This window comes from Stenotrophomonas sp. GD03680 (assembly GCF_029844625.1).
Taxonomy (GTDB): Bacteria; Pseudomonadota; Gammaproteobacteria; order Xanthomonadales; family Xanthomonadaceae; genus Stenotrophomonas; species Stenotrophomonas maltophilia_P.
The window spans coordinates 207,920-234,760 of record NZ_JAOCKC010000005.1; the positions used below are offsets into that span (position 1 = coordinate 207,920).

36 protein-coding genes are annotated in these 26,841 nt (G+C 63.3%); 34 read left to right on the plus strand and 2 right to left on the minus strand.

The features are described from left to right. Nucleotides 1-9 precede the first annotated feature (9 nt). The 5 genes from N5J29_RS09145 (at nt 10) to N5J29_RS09165 (ending at nt 4,072) form a co-directional block, all read left to right on the plus strand. On the plus strand, nt 10-219 hold the full coding sequence (locus N5J29_RS09145) for a hypothetical protein (protein ID WP_279924295.1): 210 nt from the start codon (nt 10-12) through the stop codon (nt 217-219). Beyond that, complete coding sequence (locus N5J29_RS09150; RefSeq protein WP_279924296.1) at nt 216-959, plus strand: helix-turn-helix domain-containing protein; 744 nt, start codon at nt 216-218, stop codon at nt 957-959. The genes N5J29_RS09145 and N5J29_RS09150 overlap by 4 nt, the downstream gene beginning before the upstream one ends. Next, the gene (locus tag N5J29_RS09155) at nt 959-2,392 is read left to right on the plus strand and encodes a replicative DNA helicase (protein WP_279924297.1); all 1,434 of its coding nucleotides are present in this window, start codon (nt 959-961) and stop codon (nt 2,390-2,392) included. The genes N5J29_RS09150 and N5J29_RS09155 overlap by 1 nt, the downstream gene beginning before the upstream one ends. Nucleotides 2,393-2,630: 238 nt before the next feature. Next, nucleotides 2,631-3,590 (plus strand): hypothetical protein, encoded by a 960-nt coding sequence (locus N5J29_RS09160; protein WP_279924298.1) that lies wholly within the window; start codon nt 2,631-2,633, stop codon nt 3,588-3,590. Next, nucleotides 3,587-4,072 carry a hypothetical protein gene (locus tag N5J29_RS09165; protein ID WP_279924299.1) on the plus strand — a complete coding sequence of 162 codons (486 nt, stop codon included), beginning with the start codon at nt 3,587-3,589 and terminating at the stop codon, nt 4,070-4,072. The genes N5J29_RS09160 and N5J29_RS09165 overlap by 4 nt, the downstream gene beginning before the upstream one ends. Before the next feature lie 83 nt (nt 4,073-4,155). Here N5J29_RS09165 and N5J29_RS09170 read toward each other — a convergent pair whose 3' ends face one another. Next, on the minus strand, nt 4,156-4,368 hold the full coding sequence (locus N5J29_RS09170; protein WP_279924300.1) for a hypothetical protein: 213 nt from the start codon (nt 4,366-4,368) through the stop codon (nt 4,156-4,158). Nucleotides 4,369-4,547: 179 nt separating this feature from the next. Between N5J29_RS09170 and N5J29_RS09175 the strand changes: the two genes are divergently transcribed. The 3 genes from N5J29_RS09175 to N5J29_RS09185 are packed head-to-tail and all read left to right on the plus strand — an operon-like array spanning nt 4,548 to nt 5,523. Next, nucleotides 4,548-5,045 carry a glycoside hydrolase family 104 protein gene (locus N5J29_RS09175; protein WP_279924301.1) on the plus strand — a complete coding sequence of 166 codons (498 nt, stop codon included), beginning with the start codon at nt 4,548-4,550 and terminating at the stop codon, nt 5,043-5,045. Beyond that, the gene (locus N5J29_RS09180; RefSeq protein ID WP_032129818.1) at nt 5,042-5,356 is read left to right on the plus strand and encodes a hypothetical protein; all 315 of its coding nucleotides are present in this window, start codon (nt 5,042-5,044) and stop codon (nt 5,354-5,356) included. The genes N5J29_RS09175 and N5J29_RS09180 overlap by 4 nt, the downstream gene beginning before the upstream one ends. Next, nucleotides 5,353-5,523, plus strand: coding sequence for a hypothetical protein (locus tag N5J29_RS09185; protein WP_279924302.1), 171 nt, complete (start codon nt 5,353-5,355; stop codon nt 5,521-5,523). The genes N5J29_RS09180 and N5J29_RS09185 overlap by 4 nt, the downstream gene beginning before the upstream one ends. A gap of 2 nt (nt 5,524-5,525) precedes the next feature. On the opposite strand, the gene N5J29_RS09190 is transcribed toward N5J29_RS09185, so the two are convergent. Beyond that, nucleotides 5,526-5,756: a hypothetical protein gene (locus N5J29_RS09190; RefSeq protein ID WP_279924303.1), complete on the minus strand. Its 231-nt coding sequence runs from the start codon at nt 5,754-5,756 to the stop codon at nt 5,526-5,528. Nucleotides 5,757-5,833: 77 nt separating this feature from the next. Here N5J29_RS09190 and N5J29_RS09195 point away from each other — a divergent pair, with 77 nt between their 5' ends. The 26 genes from N5J29_RS09195 (at nt 5,834) to N5J29_RS09320 (ending at nt 26,839) form a co-directional block, all read left to right on the plus strand. Continuing rightward, nucleotides 5,834-6,262: a hypothetical protein gene (locus tag N5J29_RS09195; RefSeq protein ID WP_279924304.1), complete on the plus strand. Its 429-nt coding sequence runs from the start codon at nt 5,834-5,836 to the stop codon at nt 6,260-6,262. After that, a complete protein-coding gene (locus tag N5J29_RS09200) occupies nt 6,238-6,525 on the plus strand; it encodes a hypothetical protein (protein WP_279924305.1) in 288 nt (95 codons plus the stop codon). Before N5J29_RS09195 ends, N5J29_RS09200 begins: the two co-directional genes overlap by 25 nt. 223 nt (nt 6,526-6,748) lie before the next feature. After that, the gene (locus tag N5J29_RS09205) at nt 6,749-7,264 is read left to right on the plus strand and encodes a Rha family transcriptional regulator (RefSeq protein ID WP_279924306.1); all 516 of its coding nucleotides are present in this window, start codon (nt 6,749-6,751) and stop codon (nt 7,262-7,264) included. Between the two features lie 166 nt (nt 7,265-7,430). Further along, on the plus strand, nt 7,431-7,793 hold the full coding sequence (locus N5J29_RS09210) for a DUF1064 domain-containing protein (RefSeq protein ID WP_279924307.1): 363 nt from the start codon (nt 7,431-7,433) through the stop codon (nt 7,791-7,793). Nucleotides 7,794-8,455: 662 nt separating this feature from the next. Then, complete coding sequence (locus tag N5J29_RS09215; RefSeq protein WP_279924308.1) at nt 8,456-8,794, plus strand: hypothetical protein; 339 nt, start codon at nt 8,456-8,458, stop codon at nt 8,792-8,794. Between the two features lie 282 nt (nt 8,795-9,076). Further along, nucleotides 9,077-9,355: a hypothetical protein gene (locus N5J29_RS09220; protein WP_053519629.1), complete on the plus strand. Its 279-nt coding sequence runs from the start codon at nt 9,077-9,079 to the stop codon at nt 9,353-9,355. Next, nucleotides 9,327-11,195, plus strand: a complete 1,869-nt coding sequence (locus N5J29_RS09225; RefSeq protein WP_279924309.1) for a terminase TerL endonuclease subunit — start codon at nt 9,327-9,329, stop codon at nt 11,193-11,195. Before N5J29_RS09220 ends, N5J29_RS09225 begins: the two co-directional genes overlap by 29 nt. Continuing rightward, complete coding sequence (locus N5J29_RS09230; RefSeq protein WP_279924310.1) at nt 11,192-12,451, plus strand: phage portal protein; 1,260 nt, start codon at nt 11,192-11,194, stop codon at nt 12,449-12,451. Before N5J29_RS09225 ends, N5J29_RS09230 begins: the two co-directional genes overlap by 4 nt. Next, on the plus strand, nt 12,444-13,091 hold the full coding sequence (locus N5J29_RS09235; protein ID WP_279924311.1) for an HK97 family phage prohead protease: 648 nt from the start codon (nt 12,444-12,446) through the stop codon (nt 13,089-13,091). The genes N5J29_RS09230 and N5J29_RS09235 overlap by 8 nt, the downstream gene beginning before the upstream one ends. Continuing rightward, entirely contained in the window at nt 13,088-14,299 is a 1,212-nt protein-coding gene (locus tag N5J29_RS09240) for a phage major capsid protein (protein WP_279924313.1), read from the plus strand. Before N5J29_RS09235 ends, N5J29_RS09240 begins: the two co-directional genes overlap by 4 nt. Before the next feature lie 66 nt (nt 14,300-14,365). Further along, nucleotides 14,366-14,845 carry a hypothetical protein gene (locus N5J29_RS09245; protein ID WP_279924314.1) on the plus strand — a complete coding sequence of 160 codons (480 nt, stop codon included), beginning with the start codon at nt 14,366-14,368 and terminating at the stop codon, nt 14,843-14,845. After that, entirely contained in the window at nt 14,845-15,153 is a 309-nt protein-coding gene (locus N5J29_RS09250; protein WP_279924315.1) for a head-tail connector protein, read from the plus strand. The genes N5J29_RS09245 and N5J29_RS09250 overlap by 1 nt, the downstream gene beginning before the upstream one ends. Continuing rightward, complete coding sequence (locus tag N5J29_RS09255; RefSeq protein ID WP_279924316.1) at nt 15,153-15,503, plus strand: head-tail adaptor protein; 351 nt, start codon at nt 15,153-15,155, stop codon at nt 15,501-15,503. Before N5J29_RS09250 ends, N5J29_RS09255 begins: the two co-directional genes overlap by 1 nt. Next, a complete protein-coding gene (locus tag N5J29_RS09260) occupies nt 15,500-16,003 on the plus strand; it encodes an HK97 gp10 family phage protein (RefSeq protein ID WP_279924317.1) in 504 nt (167 codons plus the stop codon). The genes N5J29_RS09255 and N5J29_RS09260 overlap by 4 nt, the downstream gene beginning before the upstream one ends. Beyond that, a complete protein-coding gene (locus tag N5J29_RS09265; protein ID WP_279924318.1) occupies nt 16,000-16,356 on the plus strand; it encodes a DUF3168 domain-containing protein in 357 nt (118 codons plus the stop codon). The genes N5J29_RS09260 and N5J29_RS09265 overlap by 4 nt, the downstream gene beginning before the upstream one ends. A 71-nt stretch (nt 16,357-16,427) precedes the next feature. Further along, nucleotides 16,428-17,087, plus strand: coding sequence for a phage tail protein (locus N5J29_RS09270; protein ID WP_279924319.1), 660 nt, complete (start codon nt 16,428-16,430; stop codon nt 17,085-17,087). Further along, a complete protein-coding gene (locus N5J29_RS09275) occupies nt 17,087-17,395 on the plus strand; it encodes a phage tail assembly chaperone (RefSeq protein WP_053519619.1) in 309 nt (102 codons plus the stop codon). Before N5J29_RS09270 ends, N5J29_RS09275 begins: the two co-directional genes overlap by 1 nt. An 8-nt stretch (nt 17,396-17,403) precedes the next feature. Beyond that, nucleotides 17,404-17,703: a DUF1799 domain-containing protein gene (locus tag N5J29_RS09280; protein WP_279924320.1), complete on the plus strand. Its 300-nt coding sequence runs from the start codon at nt 17,404-17,406 to the stop codon at nt 17,701-17,703. A 2-nt stretch (nt 17,704-17,705) separates the two neighbouring features. Beyond that, nucleotides 17,706-20,513 (plus strand): phage tail tape measure protein, encoded by a 2,808-nt coding sequence (locus tag N5J29_RS09285; RefSeq protein ID WP_279924321.1) that lies wholly within the window; start codon nt 17,706-17,708, stop codon nt 20,511-20,513. Next, entirely contained in the window at nt 20,506-20,931 is a 426-nt protein-coding gene (locus tag N5J29_RS09290) for a hypothetical protein (RefSeq protein WP_279924322.1), read from the plus strand. Before N5J29_RS09285 ends, N5J29_RS09290 begins: the two co-directional genes overlap by 8 nt. A 1-nt stretch (nt 20,932) precedes the next feature. Beyond that, nucleotides 20,933-21,412: a DUF1833 family protein gene (locus N5J29_RS09295; RefSeq protein ID WP_279924323.1), complete on the plus strand. Its 480-nt coding sequence runs from the start codon at nt 20,933-20,935 to the stop codon at nt 21,410-21,412. Beyond that, nucleotides 21,409-21,735 (plus strand): NlpC/P60 family protein, encoded by a 327-nt coding sequence (locus N5J29_RS09300; protein ID WP_279924324.1) that lies wholly within the window; start codon nt 21,409-21,411, stop codon nt 21,733-21,735. Before N5J29_RS09295 ends, N5J29_RS09300 begins: the two co-directional genes overlap by 4 nt. After that, the gene (locus N5J29_RS09305; RefSeq protein ID WP_279924325.1) at nt 21,732-24,251 is read left to right on the plus strand and encodes a hypothetical protein; all 2,520 of its coding nucleotides are present in this window, start codon (nt 21,732-21,734) and stop codon (nt 24,249-24,251) included. The genes N5J29_RS09300 and N5J29_RS09305 overlap by 4 nt, the downstream gene beginning before the upstream one ends. Beyond that, entirely contained in the window at nt 24,248-24,898 is a 651-nt protein-coding gene (locus N5J29_RS09310; RefSeq protein ID WP_279924326.1) for a hypothetical protein, read from the plus strand. The genes N5J29_RS09305 and N5J29_RS09310 overlap by 4 nt, the downstream gene beginning before the upstream one ends. Continuing rightward, nucleotides 24,895-25,281: a hypothetical protein gene (locus N5J29_RS09315; protein WP_279924327.1), complete on the plus strand. Its 387-nt coding sequence runs from the start codon at nt 24,895-24,897 to the stop codon at nt 25,279-25,281. The genes N5J29_RS09310 and N5J29_RS09315 overlap by 4 nt, the downstream gene beginning before the upstream one ends. Then, nucleotides 25,229-26,839, plus strand: coding sequence for a WD40 repeat domain-containing protein (locus N5J29_RS09320; RefSeq protein ID WP_279924328.1), 1,611 nt, complete (start codon nt 25,229-25,231; stop codon nt 26,837-26,839). Before N5J29_RS09315 ends, N5J29_RS09320 begins: the two co-directional genes overlap by 53 nt. Nucleotides 26,840-26,841 lie beyond the last annotated feature (2 nt).

A 26,841-nucleotide genomic window follows, 5' to 3' on the forward strand; every position in this document is an offset into this window, starting at 1 on the left:
CAGGAGCGCTTGCCTGACGGCCGCATTGCCGTGGAGGTCTACGACCGCAGCCGTGGGGGCGATGAGCCTGCCTACGACTTCTACTGCTCCGGCCCACAGCAGGCGCTGGAGTGGATCCAGCAGATGTCTGGCAAGCGCTGGATCACCGCGGAGCACCTGGGGGCCTTCGCCACGTTGATGTTGGCCGCTTTCCCGGAAGTCTCGGGGGTATCGGCATGAGCTTTGAGGCAATGGCCTGGGCCGTAAAGTGGAAGCTGCCGGCCCAGCAGAAGCTGGTCCTGATCATGCTGGCCAACCGCACAAATGCGGACACAGGGCGCTGCGACCCATCCCATAAGAAGCTCGCCACGGATTGTGGCATGAGCGCCGATTCTGTGAAGCGTGCGATCTCGGGTCTCGAGTCCGCAGGTCTTCTTACCATCATCCGTAGGACGCGCGAGGGCGTGAGTTTGCCCAACCACTACACCCTCCATTTGGGGGTGGTGGGTGCTGACAGCACTGACGGGTGGGTGCACACAGCACCCAGGGTGGGTGCTGACAGCACTACAAAACAGGAATCTAAACAGGAAGTAGAAACAGATACGTCGCCTGACGGCGACATGGATGCCGATGAGGGAGAGGAGGGGCAGAAGGATCTGCTCGGAGCCAAGTCAATTGGTGGCTGCCCACATGAAGCAATCATCGCTGCCTACCACAAAGAGCTGCCGAACTGCCCTGAGGTGAGAGGGTGGAGCAAGAAGCGGCAGGACCATCTGCGTGCGCGCTGGAAGGAAGAACCGTGCCGGCAGACCGTGGAATGGTGGCGTGGTCTGTTCGAGTGGATGCGGGACAGCGATTACCTCATGGGCAAAGTGAACAGCTTCCAGGTGTCCTTGCCTTGGTTGATCAAGTCAGAAGAGAACCTGCTGAAGGTGATCGAAGGCACTTACCACAACAATCGCAAAGGGGAGCAGGGCTGATGCGCTTTGACCCCAATCTCCCGCCGCATAGCGTTGAGGCAGAGCAGGCGGTACTCGGTGGACTGATGCTGGCCCCGGAAGCCTGGCCGCTTGTGTCGGACACGCTGTCTGCTGAGGACTTCTATCGCCACGATCACCAGCTGATCTTCGAATCGATCCGGACGCTGGCGGAGAAGCACCGCCCGTTCGATGCGGTGACCATTGGCGAGTGGTTTGAATCGCGGGGTAAGCTGGAGCTGGTCGGCGATGGCACGTACATCACGGAGCTGGCCAGCACGACGCCGTCGGCTGCCAACGTGGCCGCGTATGCGGAGATCGTTGTGCAATACGCCGGCCGTCGTCGTTTGGCTGACGTTGGCCGCAAAGCGGTGGAATCTGCCCGGCAGCAGGACGGCCGCGAGTTCGCCGAACTCCTAGCGGAGCTGACGCAGGACATTGCCGGGCTGCAGCCGGCCCAACGCGGCGGACTTCGGCTTGCCGGAGAGACGATGGTTGGATGGTGGAGGCGGTGGCAGGATCGCTACCACTCGGGCGCCGCTTTGACCGGGCTTGAATCGCCTTGGGCGGAGTTCAACCGGGTGACCCATGGGCTGCAACCGTCGACGGCGTATCTGATCGCTGGCCGGCCCAGCATGGGCAAGAGCATCGCGGCCCTTAACCTTGCCGTCTTCAACGCCCTGCGCGGCGTCACCGTCGGTATGTTCAGCCTGGAAATGAGCATCGATGATTGTCACAACCGGAATGTCGCAAGCGTGGGCCGCATTCCTCATGACTGGGTGATCAAGCCATCGGCCACGTACGAGGACAGTGAGCTCTACCTGGACCGTATGACTCCGACGATCCGTGATCTCAAGGCGGCGCCGCTTTACATCGATGACACAGCTTCGATCAACGTGCGCCAGTTCGAGGCGCGCGCCCGGCGTATGCATCAGCGCACGCCGTTGCAGCTTTTGGTGCTCGACCACATCCACGACTTCGATGTGGATCCTCGCATGGCACGCTTCGAGTACGGCCGGATCCTCCAGAAGGGGAAAGACCTCGCTAAAGAGTGGAAGATCCCACTTGTTGCTCTGGCTCAGCTGAATCGCAGCGTCACGGGGCGGAATGAGAAGCGACCGACCCTGTCAGACCTGCGCGAATCGGGGGAGCTGGAACAGAAGGCCGACGTTGTGGTGCTGCTTCACCGGGAGGACTACTACGACACTCCAGAGCAAAAGACCCACCTGCAGGGCGTCGTGGAGATGCACTTTGCGAAGGGTCGAAACATCCGTGCCGGCGAGAGGATCAGCTTGCAGAACCGCTTCGATCAGATGCGGATCGACAATTGGGACGGGCCGATGCCGCGTAAACCGGAGGCCGCGAACGACGATCAACCGCCGCGTCGGACCAGCTATGGTCCTGGCCGTAGGTCCTACGGGGGGATCGGTCGATGACCTTCATTCCAACGGGGTCCCAAGCGCTCAGGCATTTCGCCGACACCCTGGACCAACAGGCGGATCGGCTCGACCGCCTGTTGTGGAGGGATCGGGGACAGCGGTCTACCACCGCTGAGGCGTACCAATCTCAGAGACCGCGATTCCGTACGATTATCATCCAAACCAAGACCGGGTCCATGAAGCTTCTGCCGTTCACATCCACTCCGCCTTCCTTGCTGCAAGGAGCTATCTAGTCATGAAGCAATTCAAGAGTCGGGCTGAAGTTTCTGCTCTACCGGATTTTAAAAAGGAACAGCCCATCTCGGCGGAGAGCTACGTCGGCTTGGTCGGCTGGTACGCCTTTGAAAAGGAGGAGATGCACTGCTGCTCACTCAAGGAGAGTGGAACACTCTGTAGGACGCCCCACAAAAAGGGTTGGGTGGCACGCGTGTCCGGAGGAGCCTTAACCATTATCGGCGGGGATTGCGCGAAGAAGAAGTACGACGCCGATAGCACGATCATGCGCGATATCAACCTAGCGCAGAAGAGCATCGATGACGAAGCTGCCAAGCAACGGCTGGCCGAGCTTCTGACCGACAGGGATAGCGCCAGGGCTGCGGTGGCGGCTGCGTTCGAACGCCTTGACGGCCGCCGCCGCGCGCTGCAGGGCTTCATGGAAGCGGTGGGACGCAGGAATCAGTCCAGACTCGAGGAACTAGCCAGGACTTCAGGTGAGGTCGTGGTCGAAGGCAGGACTCCAGCGGAGGTGGATAGCGACGGAGAGGTCATCAGGGATGCCAGGATCGTTCGAATTCAGCTTCCTCCGATCTCGTCCATCGCAGTCTGCAAACCTTCCTACGTGACGCCAATGGCGGATGATCTGAGGGCGCTTCGTAAGCTCTACGACGAAGCGGACGCATTAATTGAGAGTGGGGGACAAAAGGGGCGGAGGGCATTGGGCGCTGGGTTGGCGCGAACCGACAGCTCAGTTGCCGCAGCAGAGGACGCTGTTCGAGCTATCGATGCTTTTCTCAGTTCCGATTTGACCGCGGCCTGTTTCTTGGTCAATGACTGGAAAGACCGTAGCCGGATGGGAAGGCTTGCGATAGAGCGCTCAGGTGCGGAAGGCGACCCCAAGGCCTGGATCCAAAGAATTGAGGCGGGTCTGCGTCGCAAGTACAACGTCACCAAGATCGTAATCGGGGTATCCAGATGAGCACTGACAAGCGACCGATAGAAGAGCGCATCGCCGCCCTGATGGGGAAATCTGCCTACCGTGACCTTCGGGATGGATTTTTGGTTGGAGGGCTTCCGCGATTCACGGACCAGGACGTTGCCGCCGCCGTAGGTGCAGCGGCACACTTGGGCTGCCGTGTGGGGGTGATGGCGCTGGAGACCTACTACGGCTCGACGCTTCTACACCAGGCTGCATTGCTGAGGGAGTGGGAGGATGCCGAAAGGAAGGAGGGCGACACCCGTGAGCAAATCGTCCTGACTAGGTTTGGTGGTGCCCTGGCCATTCAGCAGATGGCAGGTGGAAAGGTCAGCAGTTCCGCCTACAGCGAGTACGCCTACCTGATCTTCTCACGCCGTGAGAAGCTCGAGGCCAGAGTCAGGGCGGCAGGGGCCTGGTTAGAGGAACAGCGCTTTACGGCGCTTCGGAAGGTCAAAGCCCAGCTTTTCCACGAAGCCGCTTGACGGGACGAAAAACACCCCTCAAAATCCCAACATGCGCTTTCTGCGCGTGACCAAACGGCTCGCCACACGGCGGGCCGTTTCCGTTACTGCCCCAGGCGGTACTGAGCTAGGCGGCGCTGGATCGAGTTGAGCCGGAACTCAGGCGCAGCGGTGCGGAAAGTCACCGCCTCACCGCTTTGGACCTTCACGTCGTGGGCGTCTTCGCAGATCCGTTCAATGTCATCCAGCGCGGTCTGTGCTGCGGCAAGCGCCAGCTTGATCTGCGCGAGTTCTCGCGCGAGGTTTTCGGATTTCATGTCGCCAAGCTTCCTGCTTAGTGGGGGATGGTGCCGGGGCGGCAGGCACATTGAACGAAGTAATTGTTTCGGGGGCAACCCCGACAGACCCGTCCGTTAGTAGGGGCGGGCACCAGTCAGCAGCGTAGAGAAGCGGCATCTTCCCCGACCCGCTGCCACCAACAACGGAGATTCCTGGCATGACCAGCGCCCCTGAGATCACCCCAGCGGCTGCTGGTGGTGTGAACGTCTGCGCCTTCCTCTCGATGCTCGCCTGGTCCGAAGGTACGGACAACGGCAAGCAACCCACCAAGGATCGCGGCTATGACGTGATCGTTGGCGGCCAACTGTTCAAGAGCTATGCCGACCACCCGCGCGTGCTGGTGGACCTGCCGAAGCTCAAGATCCAGTCGACAGCCGCAGGCCGCTATCAGCTGCTGCGTCGCTACTTCGACGCGTACAAGAAGACGCTGGGCCTGAAGGACTTCTCGCCGCTGAGCCAGGACCTGATTGCGCTGCAGCAGATCCGGGAGCGCCACGCGCTGCCGCTGATCCAGGCGGGCAAGATCGAGGACGCTATCAAGGCCGTCCGCAAGATCTGGGCGAGCCTGCCGGGCGCGGGCTACGGCCAGCACGAACAGAAGCTTGCCGACCTGCTGGCCGTGTACAGCAGGGCCGGCGGGACGGTGGCGCCATGATCGGGGTCGACGTGGACTGGCAGGCCATTGGCACGGCAGTTGGCGGCCTGATGGTAGGCGCCGGCGGTGTAGCGCTCTGGTGGCGCAAGCAGTTCGTAGAGACCGCCAGGGAAGGGGCCGAGGTCAACGTGATCCAGCTGATGCGCGAAGAAGTGACCCGGCTGGGCGAGCGAGTTGGGCGGATGGAAGCCAGGGAGCTTCGCCTGATCCGCCACATCTACCGGCTGGAAGGGTTGATGCGAGCGGCCGGCTTGGAGCCCCCGCCCTTTGACCCGGACAGCGACACGATAAGAGCAGGAGGTTCGGAATGAACGACAAGTGGAATCCCAGGATCTGGATCCGTAACTGGCTGACAGCCTATTCGCCCGCAGAGTTGGCTGCGCGTGAAGCTGCGCGCTCAGCTTCTGCCAAAGAGCGAAAGGAGCTTGCGGCTGCCCTTGATCGTTCCAGGGACGCCGGCCAGGGCCGGCGTCCCTGAGATCAAACCTTCAGCAAACTCCGAGCCAATTGGAGCGCTTCTTGGCCACGCGTCCTCGGGAGGATTGCCCCTTTGATGGCTAGATCCAACCTACGTCTGGATTCCGGAGAAATCTGAAGGAGCTCTCTCGCAAGAAGGCCAATTGCAAGTTCTGTTGACCAGATGCGCATCTCGAGCTCTTCGCGATCCTCCTTCATTTGTCGCTCCAACTGCATCTTCTCGATCTCGTTCATCTCGCCCTCCTTGGGGACTGTGTGGTTTGCGCTCGCAGCGTACCCCAACCAGGGCGACCCATTCATGTAGGTGCCCAATGCTGGACCCACTACGCCCATACGCCGACCTGCTCAAGGTGCTGGCGGCCTTTTCGCTGGCCGGTGGCCTGTTCGTAGCGGGCTGCCAGCGCGGTGAGGAGCGTGCGGCCGCCAAGGCCCAGGCCAGCATCGCCAAGGCCGAGAAGCAGCGCGACGACGCCCGAGATCAGGCTGCCGAGAACCTGCGCGCGGCCAACGCCGCCGGCGAGCTGCTGCAGGAGGTGAACCGGCAGACCCAAGCATCGATCGATGCTGCTGCACGGCAGAGGGCGGCAGCCGATGAAGCTGCACGCCAGGCGAAAGCGGCGGCGGCAGAGAGTAAGCGCCGCGCCACCCTGGCCGAGCAGGCCCTGCAGGCGGCCAAGAACCAGCCGGGATGCCGGCAGCAGTTGGAGCAGAACTTATGCGACGCCATTCCGTTGCTGTGATCGTGGCTGCGGCCCTGCCGCTGTGCGGGTTCGGCAGCTGCAGCAAGGCTGAGAAGCCCGATCTGCCGAAGGTGGTGTATGTCCCGGTCGAGCGCATCGTGGCTGTGCCGGCGGCCCTTACGGCTCGCTGCCCGGCCAAGCGCGCCACCTCGCGCACCGTGGAGGCTGTCGTCGCTGCCTACAACGCCAACCTCCTGACCCTGGAGGACTGCGACAGCCGCATGGGCGCGATCGAGAAGCTGGGCACCAAAGACAAACCATGAGGGCGGCTGGTCGACCGCCATAGCACGTACGCCTGTGCTGTCAATGGGCCGGCGCAAGCACTGAGCACTGTTGTCGACCATTGATCCATGTTGCCTCAGCGACACAGTTCGCTGGTGAGGCACATCGTCTCCAGCGCGGCCTAGGTTCGCTACCGAACGTCTGTCGTCCTGCCCGACAGGCTGGCCGCGCTCTCTCTCCAGGCAGATCCGGTAGGAGCAGGTAATGAACATCGACTCCATCCAGGACATGGTGATGCTGGCCGACGGTCAGCCCGTGGCGGATAGCCGTAGAGTCGCGCCGAGCTTTGGCAAGAGGCATCCAGACGTCCTGCGTAAGATCCGAGCGCTTTTGAAGAAGCTGCCGGATTGGGGTGCGCGCAATTTTGCACATACCCCCTTCATCGATAGCCAGAACGGTGAAACCTACGATGCCTATCAGATGACCAAGGACGGTTTCATGATGCTAGTCATGGGCTTCACTGGCGATCGCGCGCTGCGGGTGAAGCTTGCCTTCATCGACGCCTTCAACCGCATGGCCGAGTTCATCCGCACCCAGGCATCGGGTGCAATGGAGCGCTGGAACGTGGCGTATGTGGAGTACCGCCAAGAGCGCGAGCACGTTTCCAACTGCGCCAAGGACATGAACCGCTGGAAGCGCCGGAAGGTGGAGCACCAGCAACGGCTGCAGCAGCTCGATCCGCAGCTGAGTCTGACCTTCAGCAGTGGGTTGCCGCTGTGAGCTGGGTTGAGGGAGTGGTGTACGTCGCTGCCATCATCGGCCTGTGCGTCATCGTGGATGCCGTCTGCGCCACGGTGCGGTACTGGTGCGGGGAGCGACAGCGGCGCCACTACCCGATGCCGGCGCCGCCGGAACGCAGCCCGACCGCTCCACCAGGAGAGGAATGATGGCCGGCCAGGTTGGAGCAGGGCGCCGTATGCTGGCGCTGGGAAGGCTTAAAGCCGGAGCGCTCAACAAGACTGAAGCCGCTTATGCCGAGCGCCTGCGCGCGCTGGAGGCATCCGGCCAGATCCTCTGGCATAAGTTCGAGGGCCTGAAGCTGCGCCTGGCCGACAACGCGTTCTACACCCCAGACTTTGCGGTGGTGGCTGCTGACGGCGTAGTCGAGTGCCACGAGGTGAAGGGGCACTGGCAGGACGATGCCCGCGCCAAGATCAAGATTGCCGCAGCCATGTACCCATTCCGCTTCATCGCGGTGAAGGTCAGGCGCAAGCGCGACGGCGGTGGCTGGGAAGTGGAGGAGTTCTGATGCACTCGACTGTGACTGCGTCAGTCCACATGAGGTGGTGGTTGCGCTGGTATCTGGCCGCTGTGATTTGGTTTGCCAGGGCTACAGGCATGGAGCCGGACTGGGAGCGGGTCGAGTGGTGTATACGTCGCGGCCTGGTGCTGCGGACAACGAGGGCCAAAGATGGACGTAGTACGGATTGAGGACTTGGCTGTACGCATTGACGGCAGCACCGATGCCCGTATCGAGTGCTTGGTCGGGATCGTCCTGAGCTGACTGTTCTCCCTTAGTCGCATTCCCATATTGCGTCCCTGCGGTTCCAGATCGGAGCGTCAGCAGTCGCAGCTGTCACGAGGCGTATCGCGGCGATGCACTTCCACTTAGAAATGTATCCGTGTGGGCTAACTGCAATCTTCTTGCCGTTGGCGGCTAGCAGTTGCCAGCGCCACTTCCCGTATGCATCTACCCACATGTTGAACCGAACACCACCGTCAAGAGACATTGTCCGTGCCCTTTCCACTGCCCGATTCCATAACGAACAGTTTCAACGCCGAGTACGACTTCTGTCCATCGGAGGATAACGAACCGTCCGTCCCCAAGGCTTCCGGCGTGGAGGGCGGCGCACCGGTGCAGGACGAAGGCGCCGAGCTTGCGCGCGTCCACCTGGAAGGGAAGCCGTACTGATGGCGGCAGGCCCGACCCCGCGCCGCAGCAGGACCCGGCAGACAGGCGGCAGCGCCTTCGCACACCTGTATGGCACCGCGCGCTGGCAGCGCACGCGCAAGGCGCAGTTGGAGCGTGAGACGCTGTGCAGCAGGTGCAAGGCGAGAGGCCACGTCACGGTCGCCACGGTGTGCAACCACACCAACGGCCACCCTGCCGGAGAGACGGAGGAGATGTTCTGGTCTGGACCCTTCGACAGCCAGTGCGCCGACTGCCACAACGTCGACCAGGCGCGCCTGGAGCGGGGTGCGGTGCAGGTCCGGGGGTGCGACGAAGACGGGTGGCCGGTCACCAGCTGACGCGTTCCACGTCCATGTTCCACAGGGGGGGTGAATTTATGCCATTTCCACCGGGCTAGACCGACCGTCCCCCTAAATTCGCGTATCCACAATTCACGGGACGACCCCAGCCGGGGCGAGTTCAGTTCAAAAATCGCGTGTTTTCAGAGGAATTTCATGGCAAGGCCCCGATTGCCGGTCGCGAAGGCCGCCGTCAGCGGCGCGGCCATCAAGAACCCAGGTCGCCACGCCGGCAGAAGGAAGCCAGGCGGTGCCCGAGCCCTAGGTGACCCATACAAGACGATGACCGCCGCCGAGAAGCGGGCGTGGAAAGAGTTCGCGGCCGAAATGCCATGGCTCAACGCAGGTCACCGGGTACTGCTGCGGCTGGCCTGCCTATGGACCGCGCGCATGGAGGATCCCAAAGCCGAATTCGGCGTTTCAGCAACCCAGGCACTGAGCTCGATCCTCTCAAAGCTCGGCGCCACACCTGTGGATGAATCGAAGGTCTCGCATGGCGGTGACGAAGACGACCAGGGCGAAGAATTCTTCGGTGGCCCGAGCTCCGGCCGACCGCACTAAGGCGTATGCGTTGGATGTGGTGGCTGGCCGGATCGTTGCAGGACCCCATGTCCGAAACGCCTGCCGGCGCCACCTGCAGGATCTGATCGAAGGCCCCGAACGGGGCCTTTACTTTGATCACGCGGCTGCGGAGTACGCCTTCCGGTACTTTGAGAACGTACTGATGCTCTCCGAGGGACAGTTTGAGGGCCGGAAGTTTGAGCTGCACCCCTCGCAGGCGTTCATCATCGGCTCGCTCTTCGGCTGGAAGGGCGCCGACGGCCTGAGGAGGTTCCGTCGCGCGTACATCGAGCAGGGAAAGGGAAACGGAAAGAGCCCTCTGGCTGGCGGGCTGGGCCTGCTGGGGATGACTGCCGCAGGCGAGGCCGGCGCACAGATCTACTCGGCAGCGGCGAAGAAGGAGCAGGCGGGCATCTTGTTCGCCGACGCGGTGAAGATGGTCAAGAAGTCGCCGCTTCTGGCCAAGCGAATCGAGTTCGCGGGCGGCGAGGGACGAGAGTTCAGCATGGCGCACCACGCCAGCGCGAGCTTCTTCCGTCCGGTGTCGCGTGATACGGGACGCACCGGCTCCGGTCCTCGACCGTTCTTCGTGCTAGTCGATGAGGTGCACGAGCTCCCCGACCGGCGAATCATCGAAATGCTGGAGCGCGGCTTCAAGTTCCGCCGCGAGCCGCTGCTCTTCATGATCACCAACTCCGGCAGCGACCGGACCTCGGTGTGCTGGGAGGAACACGAGCATGCGGTCAAGGTCGCCGCCGGCCACACCGAGGCGGTGAACGATCCGTCCTTCGTTGGCGACGTGATCGATGACCGAACTTTCAGCTACGTGTGCAGCTTGGACGACGGGGACGACCCGCTCGAGGATCCCCGCTGCTGGGCCAAGGCCAATCCCCTGTTGGGGGTAACTATCACCGAGCAGTACTTGGCGGATGTCGTGGCGCAAGCCAAGGCCATCCCCGGGTCACTGAACGGCATTCTTCGTCTGCACTTCTGTGTGTGGACCGATGCGGAGACCGCCTGGATGACGCGACCAACGCTGGAACCGGCGCTGGCCGACTTCGACCCGCGCATGCATGAGGGCCGCAAGGTCTACCTCGGCCTCGACCTGTCACAAGTCCGCGATATCACCGCGATGGCGGCGATTGTGGAGACCGGCACTGTCCCGGTGGAGGTTGAAGTCGAGGGCGAGAAGCTCGTCATCGAGAAACCGACGTTCGACGCTTGGATCGAGGCTTGGACGCCCGGGGACACGCTGGATGCCCGCCAGCTGCAGGACAAGCTGCCTTACCGCACCTGGGTGAATGGCGGGCACCTGCACGCGCCACAAGGGCAGGCCATCAACTTCCGGCATGTGGCTCAGGTCATGGCCGAGTACGACAACCGGTATGACGTGCAGCTGGTCGCATACGACCGCTACGCATTCCGGCGCTTCGAGGAGGAGGTCAACGACATCGGCTTGTCGGTGACCTTTGCCGAGCACCCGCAGGGTGGTTGCAAGAAGGGAAAGCCGCTGGAGGCCGCGGTCGAGGCCGCAGAGCAGCTGGGGCAACCGGCGCCGGAGGGCATGTGGATGCCTGGATCGCTGCGCCTCTTGGAAGAGGCACTGCTGGAAGGTCGCCTCCGCCTGCGTCGCAACCCTGTTCTTGTGTCCGCAATCATGTCCGCCGTCATCGAATCGGACCGCTGGGGCAACAGCTGGCTGTCGAAGGCGAGGTCGGCAAACAAGATCGACGCCGCCGTGGCCCTTTGCATGGCTATCGGTGCGGCACACGCCATGCCGCCGGACGCTGGCGGCATAGACGACTACCTCGAAAACGGCTTCTTTGGACTGATCGGATGACTACCTTTCGCTGGTACAACCCGCTGAGCTGGCGGTTCTTCGGATACGACGACCCTGCCACCGGCAACTACGTGGAGGTCGACCTATCCACCGGTGGCCGAGGCACCAAGGCGGGTGTCCGGGTGACGCCCAAGAAGGCGCTGACGGTCAGCATCGTCTGGTCATGTGTGAAGGTGCTGTCCGAGTCCGCCGCGGGGCTGCCTTGGAAGCTGTATGAGGACGCGGGCGGCCTCCGCCAGCTGGTCAGGGGCAGCAGCCCGCAGAGGCGCCGTCTGCTTCGCCTGCTGAGTAAGCCGAATCCGTTCATCAAGTGGCTGGACCTGATCAAGGCGGTCGTGGTGAACATGGCGCTGCGCGGCAATGCCTTCGCCATCATCCAACGTGATGACGATGGTGGATGGATCGGCCTGATTCCCGTGCCGGTGGATAGCGTCCGCATCGACACCGACGACGGCCTGATCTATTGGGCGACAATCAACGGCAACGAAACGCCGGTCTCGCCGCAGAACATGCTGCACTTCAAGCTGTTCAGTCCAGACGGCATCGCTGGCCTGTCGCCAGTCGAGTACCAAGCGGAAACCATCGGCTTGGCGCGCGCTGCGCAGGACTGGTCGGCCCGCTTCATGCGCAAGGGGGGCTTTACTGGCGGATACATCATCTATCCCGGCTTCCTGACAAAGGAGCAGCAGGCGCAAATCAAGGCGAAGCTGCCGGATATCCGCCAGGGCGATGTGGACGACCTCGGCAAGATGGCAATCCTGCAGGGCGGGCCGACGATCACGCCGGCGGGCCTAACCCAGAAAGACAGCCAGTTCATCGAATCGCAGCAGTTCCAAGAGGAGGCGCTCGCCGGCATCTGGGGCGTTCCGCTGTACCTGACGAACCGCGCTCGTTCCACGTCCGTGCTGGGCTCCAATCTGGAGCAGCAAACCAGCGGCTTCGTCACCTTCGGCCTGAAGCCTTACCTCGACGCGATCGAGAGCGAGATCAACGACAAGCTGTTCGCCGATGGCGACATGTTCGTGGAGGCCGTTGTAGAGGGCCTGCTGCGCGCCGACAGCGGTGCCCGTTCCACCTATTACAAGACGGCCCTAGGCGGCTCCGGCGGATCGGGCTGGATGACCATCAACGAGGTCAGGGTGAAGGAGAACCTGCCTGTGCTGGAAGGCGAGCAATACAACCAGGTCACACGGTGGACCAGCAACAAGCCCGATTCCAGTGAAGACGACCCAACGGGAGATCCCGCCAATGCTTAGCAAGTATTCCTGCCCGTTCGAGGTAAAGGCGGCAGACGATGCCGGCAACTTCGAGGGCTATGCCTCGGTGTTCAACAACGTGGATCTCGGCGAGGACCTGATCCTCCCGGGTGCCTTCGTCAAGGTGAAGACGACGCGGACTGGCCGACTGCGCCTGGCGCTGTACCACAACTTGACCCGCCTGATCGGCGATGCCGAGTTCAAACAGGACGGCAACGGCCTGCATTTGAAGGGCAAGGTCAACCTCAACGTCAGCTATGCCAAGGACGCCTACGAGCTGATGAAGGCCGGCACCTTGGACGAAATGTCAGTCGGCTTCAACACCTTGGAGGACGCGATGGAAACCCGCGAAGGACGGCGGGTTCGCGTCATCAAGAAGGCCGAATTGTGGGAGGCATCGGTCGTCCCCTTCGGCATGAACCCGGAAGCCCAGGTGATGAGCGTCAAATCCGACGTTCGCGCCTTTGAATCGGCCCTGCGCGAACGCATGGGGCTGTCCCAGAAAGAGGCGGCGGCCGTCGCCTCGCTCGGCTTTCCCGCGATCCACCGTGACGGTGGCATCGGGGACACGGAGACCGTGCAGCAGCTGAAGCAACTCGGCACATCCATCGAATCCATTTTCAAAGGTATGAACCCATGAGCGAGAACATCATCGAGATCCGCGAGGGCTTGGAGAAGCAGCTGAAGGAAGGCTTCGCCGGCCTGCAGAAGAAGTACGACAGCGCCTCGGCCGAGATCGAGAAGGGCAACCAGGTCACCACGGATCTGAAGAAGCAGATCCAGACCGCCACCGACGAGATTCAGAAGGTGGTGGACAAGGTGCTGAAGCTGGAAGAGAAGGGCGTCGGCCTGAACAGCCAGCCGGGCCAGAAGAAGGGCTTCATCGACTTCATCAAGGGCAACGACGAGTACAAGTCGCTGATGGGTCGGGAGAAGTCGGCAGCGGAGATCGAGATCAAGAAGGACGATCTTGCCGCGATGCAGGAGACCAAGGCGGTCACCAGCGCCGGCATCGTCGTGCCGAACTACGACCCGACGATCCAGGCTGGAATCCGCCAGGAACTGCGCATCCGTGACCTGATCCCGTCTATCTCGGTCACTGGCCAGAGTTACACCTACTTCCGCGAGCTGCTGCATACCCGCGGCGCGGGCCCGGTCGGTGAAGGCTCGGCCAAGCCGCAGAGCAACGTCACCTTCGAGCAGAAGACCGACCTGGTGAAGAAGCTGGCCGTCTGGATCCCGGTTACCGACGAGACCCTGGACGACGTGCCGCAGATGTTCGGCTACTTCCAGCAGCTGCTGCGCTATGACCTGAAGTTGGAAGAGGAGGCGCAGATCCTGAAGGGTGATGGCCTGGGCAACAATCTGCCGGGCCTGATGACCGATGCCACGGTCTTCGATGACGACCTGTCGAAGGCAAACGACACGTCGATCGACACCATTCGCCGCGCGATCTACCAGGTGCGCAAGCAGTCGAAGCTGTCGGCAGACGCCACGGTGATGACCGAGCTGGACTGGATGAACATCGAACTGGAGAAGGACAGCCAGAACCGCTACCTGTTCGCTAACCTGCAGGGCTTCGTGACCCCGATCCTCTGGGGCCGGCCGGTCGTGGCCTCGGACAGCATGGACGAAGGCGATGGCGCCACCACCGGTGGCGAGTTCCTGGTCGCCAACTTCCAGCGCGGCGCCACGATCTACGACCGCATGAGTTTCCTGTTCAAGGTCGGCCTGATCAACGACGACTTCGTGAAGAACCAGCGCGTGTTGCTGGTGGAGGAGCGCCTGGGCCTGGCCAAGCGCCGCGTCGAGGCATTCGTGAAGGGCCGCTTCAAGCCGCAGGCGTAATAGCGAGCTGATCCCGGACGAGGCCGGCCGCGCGCCGGCCTCTCTCTTTCTATACGGAGCAGGAAAATGAAGATCAAAGCCAAATGGGGCTTCCGCGGCGACGCCCCGAAGCTCAACGCCGAGTCCGCCGATGTGAAGGCCGGCGACGTGTTCGACGGCGTGGATCCGGAATACGGACACGCGCTGGTCGGCAAGGGCCTGGTGGTGCAGGTCCACGAAGGTGCCGCACCGCAGGAGACGAAGCCGGCCAAGCCCAGCGAACTGAAGGCTGGCGAGGGCGACGGTGTGGGCGGAGCTACCAGTACCGACGCAGGTCCAGGCACAGGCGCACCGGCGGGCGATGGTGCTGCATCTGGTGAAGCTGGCACGGCCGGCGCTGTAGCCGATGCCGCCGCAGGCAGCCCGGCAACCGATCAGGTCGGCGCTGATGAAAGAGCGCTCCTGATCCAGCAGCTGGAGGCCGCCGGCGTCGAGTTCGATCGCCGCTGGGGCGTTGCTCGCCTGGCAGCGGTGCTGGCCGAAGCCCAGAACAAGGATCCCGCCTAATGGCCGTCACCCTCGACCTGGATCTGGTGCGCAAGCAGTGCAACATCGTTGCCGACGTGGACGACGTCCTGCTGCAGCAGTATGTGGCGGCCGCGTTGGCCCACATCGAGCAGCACTGTGACCGGAAGCTGGTCGAGGGTGAGCCAGCCGGGCCGGATGAGATGAACCTGGCGCCGGACGTGGTGCAAGCTGCACTTCTGCTGGTGGGCCACTGGGTCGCCAACCGAGAGGCGGTTGTGATCGGCGAGGTATCGAATGACGTGCAGTTCGGTGTTGAGCGGCTCCTCTGGTACAGGAAGTCATTCTGATGCGCGCCGGTTTACTCAATCGAAAGGTTCGCGTCGAGCGGCCGGCCTCCGGCACTGATGACTGGGGTCAACCCGTCCAAGGCTGGGAGCTTGTGGACGAGATCATGGTCAGCATCGCTGGTGAGACCGGCCTTGGAGCCATCCGATCCGGGCTCCAGGGCGGAGTGCCGGCGTCAATCTCCCGATACAGCTTCATGGCCAGGTATCAGACCGTGAAGGAGCTGGGGATCGACGCGACCATGCGGATCCTCTACGAGGGACTCGTGTTTGAGGTCAAGGGAATCACTCGTGACCTCCGTCGCAAGGATCGCGCCTTCATCATCACCGAGCAGGGAGGGAACAGCGGATGAGCATCAAGGCGAACGTGGACTTCTCCGAGGCGGTCAAGGGGCTGGAGGCGCTGCTCGAGGCTCGTATCGGCCTTGCGCGGTCCATGGGTGTTGCCGGCGGCCAAGTCATTCGGGACGAGGTGAAGCTGCGCGCGCCGGTCGGTACGGAGGAGGGCGGGAGCCTGCGGCCCGGCAGCCTCCGCGACGCGATCTATCTGGCGTACCGCGACGGCCGCTCCACAGACGTCCAGCAGGTGTATTCCGTCTCCTGGAACGCCAAGAAGGCGCCGCACGGGCATCTGGTCGAGTTTGGACACTGGCAGACGCACGCGGTCTACAAGGACAAGGACGGCTCTTGGACGCTCGGCGCGCTGCTGGCGCAGCCAAAGTGGGTGCCGGCCAAGCCCTTCGTGCGACCAGGGTATGAGGCATCCCTGGCGCGCGCGCAGGCAGCGATGCTGGAAAGAGGGCGGGAGAGGCTTCCCGAACTGCTGCGCGAAGCGCGAGGGGGAGGTCCATGAGCTACGAACCGTCCCTGCATGCGCTGATCGCCCCCCTGGTGCAAGGACGCTTCTACCCCGATGTGCCGCCAGACCAGCAGGTCTTCCCGTTGGCGCTCTATCAGCAGGTCGGCGGCCAGGCGCTGTGGTTCCTTGAAGGATCGATGCCGGACCATAAGCATGCGCGGGTCCAGATAACCGTATGGTCAAAGTCCCGGCCCGAAGCAAATACGCTGATCCGCAGAATAGAGGACGCTGTCTGCACCGGTGTGCCGCATTGTGAGCCCTACGGTGCCGCAGTCGCCATGTACGAGCCGTCCATCAAGGCCTACGGAGCGCGCATCGACTTCGGGCTCTGGTTCCCTGATCCGTAGCAACTGCCTTAAACCCGCATCCGCCCGGCCACGTGCCGGGCTTTTCGTTTTCAACCAGAGGAACACAACACATGGCACTCAAGCTCCCGAAGGGAACCCAGTTCGGCTTCGCACCCGTGGTTCCCGCAGCCATCGCGACCACCGGTATCTCCAAGGCATCCCCGGCACTGGCAAGCATTCCGGCGAACTCGGTGGACACCGACGACGTGGTCGTGCTGGCGATCCCCGGCTGGCCAGCCCTCAACAATCGAGTGACCCGTGCCGGTGCCGAGTTGGCCGATGCCATCGAGCTGCTTGGAACTGACACCACTGATACGGTCATCTATCCGGGAACCAGCGGCGCTGGCACCCTGCGTAAAGCGGGCGAGTTCATCGACCTGGACCAGCAGGGAGACCCGACGACTGCCGGCGGCGAGCAGCAGTACTGGACGGGCACGCTGCTGGAGGATCCGACCGGCCGTCAGATCCAGATCCCGACCTTCAAGAACGCCAAGACCATCACCATCCCGCTGTACTACGACCCTTCCAAGCCCTGGTATCCGGCCCTCAAGACCGCCGACGCCAAGGGAGAACCGGTGGTCCTGCGTGCGAAGCTGCTCGGCGGCGATGTGCTGTATTGGTATGGCTACCTGAGCTACGACGGCGACCCGACCATGACCGCCAACACCCCGATGGGGACCACCGCAACGTTCACGGCCCTGGCTGACTCGATCCTGGTGGAGGGCGCCTGATGTTCAAGGTAAAGGCTCCGGAGACCTTCAAGGCATCGTTGACCATCGTCGGCCACGGTCGCGAGCAGAAGCTCAACCTGAGCTACCGGCACATGACGCAGGAGGCTTACACCGCGCTCCTGCAGCGCCTGGCTGCACAGGAGACCACGCCCACGCAGGCGATCCTCGACATGGTGGCTGAGTGGGACGCCGACGTGGCGCTGGATACGGCCGGCGTGGATGAGGCCCTGCAGCAGCAGATCGGCCTGGATGCGGTGATCATCACCGGCTACGCGCAGGCGATCCAGGTGGCCCGCAAGGGAAACTGATCGAGGCGGTGGGGGCGCTGTACTGGCGCGCCCCCACCGAGGCCGAGCTCGCACAAGTCGGCCTCAAAGCGAAGCACTACCAGCCGCCAGAGGTGCAGCTGTGGCCCGAGTGCTCGCTGCCTATCGAAATCTTCTCCCGGGTCTCCACCCAGTGGCGTGCAAGCGCCGGAGGGCCGTTTGGCCTGGACTACAACGTCGTGTTCCAAGAGTTGGACCGCGAAGGGTTGATCGGTGATCGCCGGGCCGAGGTCATGGCCGCAATGCGCATTATTGAGGGCGCAGCCCTGGCCGAAATCAACAAGGACTGATCATGGCAGAGCCATCACTGGGCGCAGCCCGGATCGACCTGGTGGTCGATACTGCGCAGTTTGACAGTGCCATCACGGCAGCACAGCGTGGTGTTGCCGACATGTCGAGCCGCGCTCAGGAGCAGTATCAGCAGCTGTCCCGCGCGGAGCGGGCGCGGGTCGATACGCTGGTGCGGCAGGCCAATACGCTGGGCATGACCCGGTCCCAGCAATTGGCCTACAACGCCGCGCTGCGGACCAGCGGGCCGGTGCTGGATGAAATTGTGCAGAAGCTCGCCCGCGCGGAAGCGGCGGCCAAGCGCTCCGGCAAGGAACTGAACGCGTACGGCGTCAGCGCAGCCCAGCAGGCCGCCGCCATGCGTGGTGTGCCGGCGCAGATCACGGACATTGCTGTCAGCCTGCAGGGTGGCCAGAACCCGCTGACAGTGTTCCTGCAACAGGGGGGCCAGCTAAAGGACATGTTCGGCGGGATCCGGCCGGCAGCGGCGGCCTTGGCTTCGCAGCTGCTGTCGATGATCAACCCGCTCACTGCTGCGGCCGCTGCAACGGCCGCGCTAGGTGTTGCCTGGTATCAGGTCGGGGAGGCCCAGAGGCAAGCAGAGCTTGCTCTCATCACGACTGGAAACTACGCCGGAACCAGCGCCGATCAGATCGCCGTCCTCGCGCGGCAGATGGATAACTTGGGTGGCGTCACGCGGGGCAAAGCTCTAGCGGCTCTGACACAGGTGGCCGCGTCGGGCCGGTTCACCGGCGAACAGTTCCAACTGGTGTCGAAATCTGCAGCCGAAATGGAGGGCGCCACCGGACAAAGCATAGACACCACCATTGCGAAGTTCGAGGAGCTGGCAAAGGATCCAGTGAAGGGTCTGCTCAAGCTCAACGAGGCCGAGCATTTCCTCACGCGCGCTCAATTGGATCGAGTGACCGCCCTTCAGGAGGAGGGAAGGCAGCAGGAGGCCGTGTCGGCCGCCGTCCGCATCTACTACGACAACCTTGATGATGTGGCCACGAGGGCGCGTGATTCACTTTCGGCAACGTCCCTATGGTGGCAGGAGGTCAAGAAGAGCACGAGCGAAGCATTCAATGAACTTGGGCGCTACATCGATCTGACGGACCGCCTCGCAACCAGGTATGTCGGCACAGACAAGGGTGCCGTTGCCAAGGGCGCGGCCGTGGTCACACCAGTGATGGGGCAGTTCCGAATTGCCGCTGATCTGCTTGGTGCTGCGAACAGCTTCGCCGAGCGCTACTGGGGCCTGGCCTCTAAGCCCACAGTCCGAATGGCAGGGATCTACGCTGATGGCGCTGAGCAGGCCATCGATAGCGCAGCCGAATCTAAGGCGATTAAGGAGCGCAAGAAGGCGCAAGAGGAGTGGGACCGGCTTGCAGGACAGAATCTTTCCAAGCGGCAGAAACAGCTCGCAGAAGAGGCGCGCATCGTTGCTCTGGGCAAGAAGCTCGGCAAGGATCAGGCCGACATCGACCGCGAAGTCGCCGCATCGCGAAAGCAGTTCCAGGAGGCTGAGGCTCGCCGCGTTGGCGGCTCCAAGACGAATCCGGCCACAGCAATCGTTGCGAGGATCCAGCAGCAGGTAGCACTGAACAAGGAGCAGGCCGGCAGCGAGGAGAAGCTCACCGTCAGTCAGCGACTGCGGGTGCAGGTGCTGGAGGAGCTGGACCGGCTGGGGAGCAAGATTCCGGAGGCGGATCGAAAGCGCATCCGGACGATGCTGGAGGAGCTGAAGACTACCGGCGACCTGGTCGAGGCCAAGGACAAGCAGAAGAAGACGCTGGAGGCTCTCACCCGTCAGCAGGCCATATTCGACCAGCAGGCAGAGTCGCGGCGACGGGGCAACGAGCTGGACTTGATGAGCTACGGCCGAGGCCAGGACGCCGTTGCCCAGCTGCGCCGACAGATGGACGTGCAGCGGGAGTATGAGGACGAGCTGAAGCGCTTGGGCGACCGCCAGGTGGCCACCGATCAGGATCAGTGGGACAAGCTCGCTGCGAACGCGGCCGACCACCGTGACCGGCAACTCCGGCTTGAGGATGAGTATCAGGCACGACGGCTTGCGGCAATGGGAGACTGGAGAAACGGCGCGCGCGCTGCGTTCGAGGACTACGCCAACGACGCGAGCAACGCCGCTGCACAGAGCCAGTCAGCGTTCACCAGCGCCTTCCAAGGGGCAGAGGATGCGCTGGTGCAGTTCGCGATGACGGGCAAGCTGAGGTTCTCCGATCTTGCTAACTCGATCATCGCCGACCTGACGCGTATCGCGGCAAAGCAGGCGGTGGTAGGCATCGCAAACCTGTTCTCTGGGGCTTGGGGTGGAGGAGTTACCGCAGCTGGCGGCGCAGCGGTAACCGCAGGAACCCAGCAGATCAACGCCGGCCTTCTTGCAAACATCGGACGCAACGCGCTGGGCGGCGTCTACACATCGCCCAGCCTGTCCTCCTACTCAGGAGGTGTGTACAGCTCTCCGCAGCTATTCGCTTTCGCCAAAGGTGCAGGCGTGTTTGGCGAGGCGGGGCCGGAAGCGATCATGCCACTGCGGCGAGGACCAGACGGTCGACTTGGCGTATCGGCGCACGTGGGAGCCGGCCTGGCGGGAAGCCAGGCGCCGAACATCAAGATCAACGTCATCAACGAGGGAGGGAGCCAGATGGACGTCCAGCCACAGGACGTGCAGTTCGATGGAGAGAAGTGGGTGATATCCATCGTCGCCCGCGATATTGCGCGCGGTGGCGCCGTAGCAAAAGCCCAGGAGCAGGCGTTTGGGCTGCGCCGCAAGGGGGTAAGCCGTGGCTGAACTTGCGCGATGGCCGTCGAGCCTTCCATCGCCATTGGTCGAAGGCTACTCGGAGGACGACGGCGACGAAGGCGTGATCTCCACGACGATGCAAGCGGGGCCGGCAAAGCGCCGGCCCCGCGTCACCCTGGTTCCCGATGCGGTGAAGGTTTCGCTCCTCCTGACCCGAGCACAGTTTCAGGTTCTCAACGGGTTCTACCTCACGACGCTTAGGAGGACCGCGCGCTTCATCTGGCGTGACTTTCGCATTCCTGAGTCCGCAGACAACGTCGCTGTTTACCGCTTCATGGGCAAGCCAACAGCGAGGCCGGTGAGTGCGAATTATTGGGAGGTCGCATTGGTGCTGGAGCGCTTCTCTAGAGTCGATGGTCATTTCCCCTTGGACTTCTACGACAACAAGAACTGGCCGGCGACCTGACATGCCTCGCATCCTTTCATCACTTGCAGCTCAATCGATCTTGGCCGAGGAGACCGCCGAGGCTTGGCTGTGTCTACTGACCATTACGCACCCGGATCTGCAGACGATCCGCATCGTCAACAATACCGAACCGGTGGTGCGCGGCAGTGCTGTGTGGAATCCCTGCTCCTTTGAGGCGTCGTTCCCGGACGACACCGATGATGCGACGCCGAAGGTCGCTCTTCGGATTGACAACGTGGACCGCGAGATTACTCGGCAAATCAAGACGCTACAGGGCCCCCGCCCGCAGGTACGGCTCGAAGCCGTGCTGGCGAGCCAGCCCAGCGTGGTTGAGATGGGGCCATTCACCTTCTCGGTGCTGCAGGTCGACTTCGACCTGATGGAACTGGAGGTACAGCTCGGCTACCAGGAGGACTTCCTCAATCAGGGGGTTCCGGCGCAGACGTATACCCCCTCCACCTCTCCGGGGCTGTTCGTATGAGGCGCTGGGTTGGAATTCCCTACCAGGGCGAGAAGTTCTGTCGGGAGTTCGTCCGGCAGGTGATGGCCGAGCATGGCATCCCTATGCCAGTCGTGGACGCGCCCGAGGATGCGAGAGGGTGGGTAAGGGTTGAAGTGCCGGAGCGACTGGACGTGGTGGTGTTCAACAACGCCGGCCGGCCGTGGCATGTGGGCGTTTGTCTGGGTAGTGGCGACTTCCTGCACGTGGAGGAGGGCATGACCAGCCGCGTCGAGCGCCTGGGTTCGCCGTTGTGGGAGGCCCGTATTTCGGGCTTCTATCGCTATGTAGGAGGTTATGGATGAGCCAGACGCAATTGCATCTGCGTGCTCATGAGTTCGCCGTGCCGGGGATTTCCTTTGCTACGGCAGGGCAGTCGCTACAGCAGATGCTGGAGGAAGTGGCCAGCGGTGCGCGGATATCGCCCGACGTGGTCGTCAGGGTGGGAGGGTACGTGATTCCTCGCCACGCTTGGGGCCGAGTGCGACCCAAGCCCGGCGCCCGCATTGATGTCTTGCGGCAGGGCCTGGCCAAGGGCGGCGCGCGCCAGATCTTGGCGGCGGTGGCGATGATCGTGGTCGCCTATTACGCCCCGGGCTGGGGTGCTGCGCTCGCCAAGGGAGCCGGCTGGAGTGCCGCTGCGGGTAACGCGATCGCATCCGGAATCACCCTTGCTGCCTCCTTGGCAGTAAATGCGCTCGTGTCGGTGCCGATGACGTCAGGCGGTGGATCGGAGTCGGCGAAGACTTGGAACGCCTTGACCGGCAGCTCGAACCAGATCAATCCCTATGGGGTCATTCCTCTGGTGCTTGGCGAGCACCGGCTGTATCCGCCCCACGCGGCCATGCCGTACACCGATGTGGTGGGACACAACGCCTACCAGTGCTGCATGTTCGATCTCGGCTTCGGGGTTATCACGGTGTCGGATATGCGGATTGGGGACACCCCTGTCAGCAGCTACAACTCGTTCTGGTGGGAACTGAGCTGGCCGGGCTCGGCGCCGGCCAAGCTGTACACCAACGACATTGACGAGCAGGCGGTCAATGCGACCATGAACACCGAGGGCGACCAGGTGACCCGCACGACGGCGCCTGGCGTGGACGCCATCAGCCTGGACCTGCTGTTCTCCAACGGCCTGAAGGTGTTCGGCGACTCGCTGGACAAGGGCTGGCCGATGTGGGTGTTGTGGCGGGTTGAGTACCGCCCGGTGGGCGGCTCGACGTGGCTGGCTCCTGCTTCGCCGCGTCTTTCGAAGCTGCTCAGCACCTGGACGCCCGGTGCCAGCGAGTATCCGACCACCGCGCCTGCACCCGGCCTGTTCCTGAGCTGGGATCAGACGCGCGATCCCTTCGCCTCCGGCATCGCCTGGGACGTGGACACGGGTCAGTACGAGGTGCGGGTAACGCGCGTGGAGCGCAAGAACCAGACGACCCGGACCTGGGCCGACGGCGCAATCTGGACCTCGTTCCGCAGCATCCGCTACACCGATCCGAGCACCACCGGGACGCTGAAACTCAACGTGCGGGTGCTGGGCACCGATCAGCTGTCGGGCACCCTGCAGACGTTCAGCGTGCTGGCCCAGACGACGATCCCGGTTTACAACCGCGGCACCAACACGTGGTCGAACCAGAAGACGCGGAACCCGGCGTGGATCGCCTACTGGCTCATGACCCAGTCGCCCGCGCTGTCCGAGCATGTGCCGGCATCGCGCATCGACCTCAACTCGTTTGCGGACTTCGCGGCTCACTGCTACACCAACGGACTGGAATGCCGAATGGTGGTGGATGCGCCGATCACCGCCCATGACCTGTTGAAGAAGGTTCTGAGCGCTGGCCTCGGGGACTTGGGAAACCGTGATGGGCGCTACTGTGTGGTGTTCGATCGCAACGTCTCCGAAGCCACCGCCGAGCTCTCCCCGCTGGATATCACGTCGTTCAGCGCCAGCCGCCAGTTCATCGATCTGCCGCACGCGCTGCGGGTTCAGTTCAAGAATCCGGAAGCAGACTGGCAGGACGATGAAATCATCGTGGCGCGGGACGGCTACAGCTATCGTGGTAAGGACGCCAGAGGCAACCCGTCCAGCGATCCTGCCGCGACGCTGTTTGAGACCTTTCGGCTGGACTGGGCCATGCTCGCGAAGCAAGCGTGGTGCATCGGGCGGTATCACCTGGCGCAGGGAGAGTTCAGAAGTACCGTCTACAGCTTCACCACCGACATCTCGGGGTTGGGAATCGTCCGCGGCGACGTGATTGACGTGGCTCATGACGTGGCAGAGTGGGGGACGGGCTGGGGCCGCGTGGTCAGCCTGGTCGATGGCACACCGGACGGGTCGGGCGCAACGCTGGTGCTGGACACCGAGATCGAGACCGATCCGACCAAGCTCTATGGCATCCAGACCCGTACCTCCGGTGGCGGGAAGCGGAAGGTGAACTGCCGTCCGCACAGTCCGTTCAGCGACATCTTCTACCTGGACAGCCGCCCAGCGGGCATCGTGGCCGGTGACCGCGTTGTGCTTGGCGAGCGCGGCGTGGAGATGGCAACCCTGATCGTGACAGGTGTCCGCTATGCCGAGGATCTTTCGTCCTCCTTCACCGCCGTGGCCTATGACCCGCGTGTGGACCCGTACTGGAAGAACCCGCCGGAGTCGATCGTCAGCGAGATCAGCGGCCGCGACTACGGCGTGCCGGCGGCTCCCAAGGTGACCGTGGCGGTGTCGGATCCGGTCAATGACGAAGTCGATGATGCGGGCATCCCGACCGCGGTGGTCAGAATCGGCACTGCCCCCAGCCACGGTTACAACACGGTGGAGATGGCGCGATGACGGTCCCTATCGCGTCGTACGAGCTCCGCGTTCGAGAGGTGGGCGCACCGGACACCGCCTGGCAGTACCGCAGCCAGGTGGCCGGTCAGGTGTTTGTGGTCCGAGAGTTGCAGCGAGGTACGCCCTACGAGCTGCAGATGCGCTCCATAGGGGTGAATGGTCGTGCGTCGGACTGGGTGGACGTGGAAGTGAACGTGCCAGACACCAACCGCGTCGGTGCGGCGGCTCTGCCCAACATTGGGAATCAGCAGTCGATGTGGGACATGACCACATCGGTGACCTTCGCCGCGTCCAGCGATGCTGAAGGCGCGTCGGTGGCCACCATCAGCGTCACGGCCGGCACCTTGGTCATCGGCTCGGTGCAGGTGGCCTACGCGGCCAGCAGCGCCAGCCTGACCGGCGCAGCAGGGCAGAAGGTCACCGTCTATCTCTACTACTACGACCCGCAGCTGCAGGGCGGAAGCCGGCAGTTGCGAGTGACGACCAACATCGTGGAGACGGCCAACACCAACGGCAACGTGGCGATCACCGCCCTGCAGATCACGTTCCCACCTGCCGGGTCTTCTGGCAGTGGTGGCGGCAGCATCGGCGGCGGCGGCGGTAGTGGTGGAGCGAAGAACCCGGCATTCGAGGAGCAACCGATATGAGCTATGTGAAAAAGGAGGGTGTTCCCGTCGACGCCGGCCAGACCGTGGTCGAGCTGGACACCGGGGACCTGGTGGCCGTGATTTGTACCCGCACGCTGCAGGGCGGGCAGATTCTCTTCCGCGGTCGTGCTCGCGCCGTCAGCGCGGCAGGGATGCCGCTGGTCGGCGCCGACGGCAAGGCAATCGAGCGCGAGTTCCAGCACAGTGATCCGCGCCCAGCGAAGGCAGATGAAGTTGCCCGTGACGTGCTGCTCGCGCTGCTGGGAGAGACGCCACAGCTGGTGATGTGGTCCGACCAGGTGCTGTTGGACGTGAGCATTCGTCAGGCGCTTGCGCTGGCCAACTTCAACACCGGGGCCGTCGACGCCTCGGCCGTACTGTGAGAACTGCACGATGACGACAATTGACGGGCGGCAGGTCATTCCGGCGGCGGACCTCCCGCGGCGGCTGGCCGGAGTGGATGATGTACTGGTCGGCGCGACGCCAGGGCGGAAACTGGCCGTGTTCCCGGTTGGCGAGCTGCCGCTGCCCAAATCGGCAAAGGCCGACATTGACGCGTTGAAGGCAGGGCAGAGCGGTGGAGTCATCGCGGAGTCGACGTGGCAGCGATTGATCACGGAGCTGCCGGGCACCGCTGCTGCGATCGGTACTGGAGCCGACATTTCGCCCGAGACTGATTCAGGGTCGCACGTGGACCCCATCAAGCCGGGCGGCCAGATCGTGCCGAATGCCGGACGATACGTGAAAAGGACGGCTGATCCGGACGGCTGGGAGTGGTTGTCCGCCAATGTGCTGGCGTCCAAGGCGAGCAAGGCCGAAGTGGAAGCGATCGCGGGTCGGTTCGTCTCAACGGTGCCGGGGGGCTATCTGGAAATCGACCAGGATCCGGAGGCAAATGTTGCATTTGCCGTGCATGCCGATGGCACCCGGGAATTTCTTCGAACGAAGGTGGGCGGAATGACGGTGGCGATGGTGGACTCCAGCACCGCGGCGGTGGACGGTCGCATCGACTGGCACGGGAACTACCAGGAGTGGGCGCAGGGGCTGGCGGGCTACCTGGCGAACGCGCTGCTGGTGGAGATCGACAGTGTAGGGCGAGTGGGCCGGATTCTCTGGGCCGATGGTTCCCAGTGGCCGAGCGGTACGCCCGAGCCAACGCAGTTCGTGCTGGTGGATCAGGCATCGCTCCCCAACGGCGCGCAGGGAGAGAATGCCAGCGGCGGCTGGACCTGCACCGGCCTGGACGTGATCAGCACGGGGAAGTGGCTGGGCTGCAGGCTGGTCGGCAACGACGGTCGCGCCTATGAGGGGAGTTCGGGTGGCCAGACGGCGCCGTTCCTGTGCTCGATCGTGTGCACCTCGCCGGACATGCGGCGGATCCTCTGGGAGATTCCCTGCAACACAGCTGCCTTCCCGGGCATCCAGTCGATTCAGGGCGTGGCCTGGGACACCTCCGACGACACGATCTGGTTTGCCGACAAGACGAACAAGATCATCCGCCACATCTCCTTGGCCGGCGTGAAGCTGCTGGACGAGATCGTGGTGTCGCACACCCTCAACGGCATCGCCTACCGGCCCGACCTGGATGCGATCTACACCCCGGACGAGGGCACCAACACGATCCGGCTGGTGTCGTGCGCGGACGGGTCGGTGCTTCGCACCCAGACGGGCATCCACCCGCAGGCCGACCAGCTGCACTACGAACAGGGACGAAACCGCCTGTGGGCCACGGTGGGCGCCAATGGCGTGGACGGCCAGGCCTTGGTCTACGACGCCGACACGATGGACCTGCTGGAAACGCACACGCTGAAGGGCTCGCAGTCGATCGAGGGCATCTGGTACGACCCGGACGCCAAGAGCCTGCTGACCGTCAACGACGGCGGCTTCCACCTTTCCGCCAACCCGCCGCTGGCCCTGGCCTGCAAGTACAACTATCTGTGAGG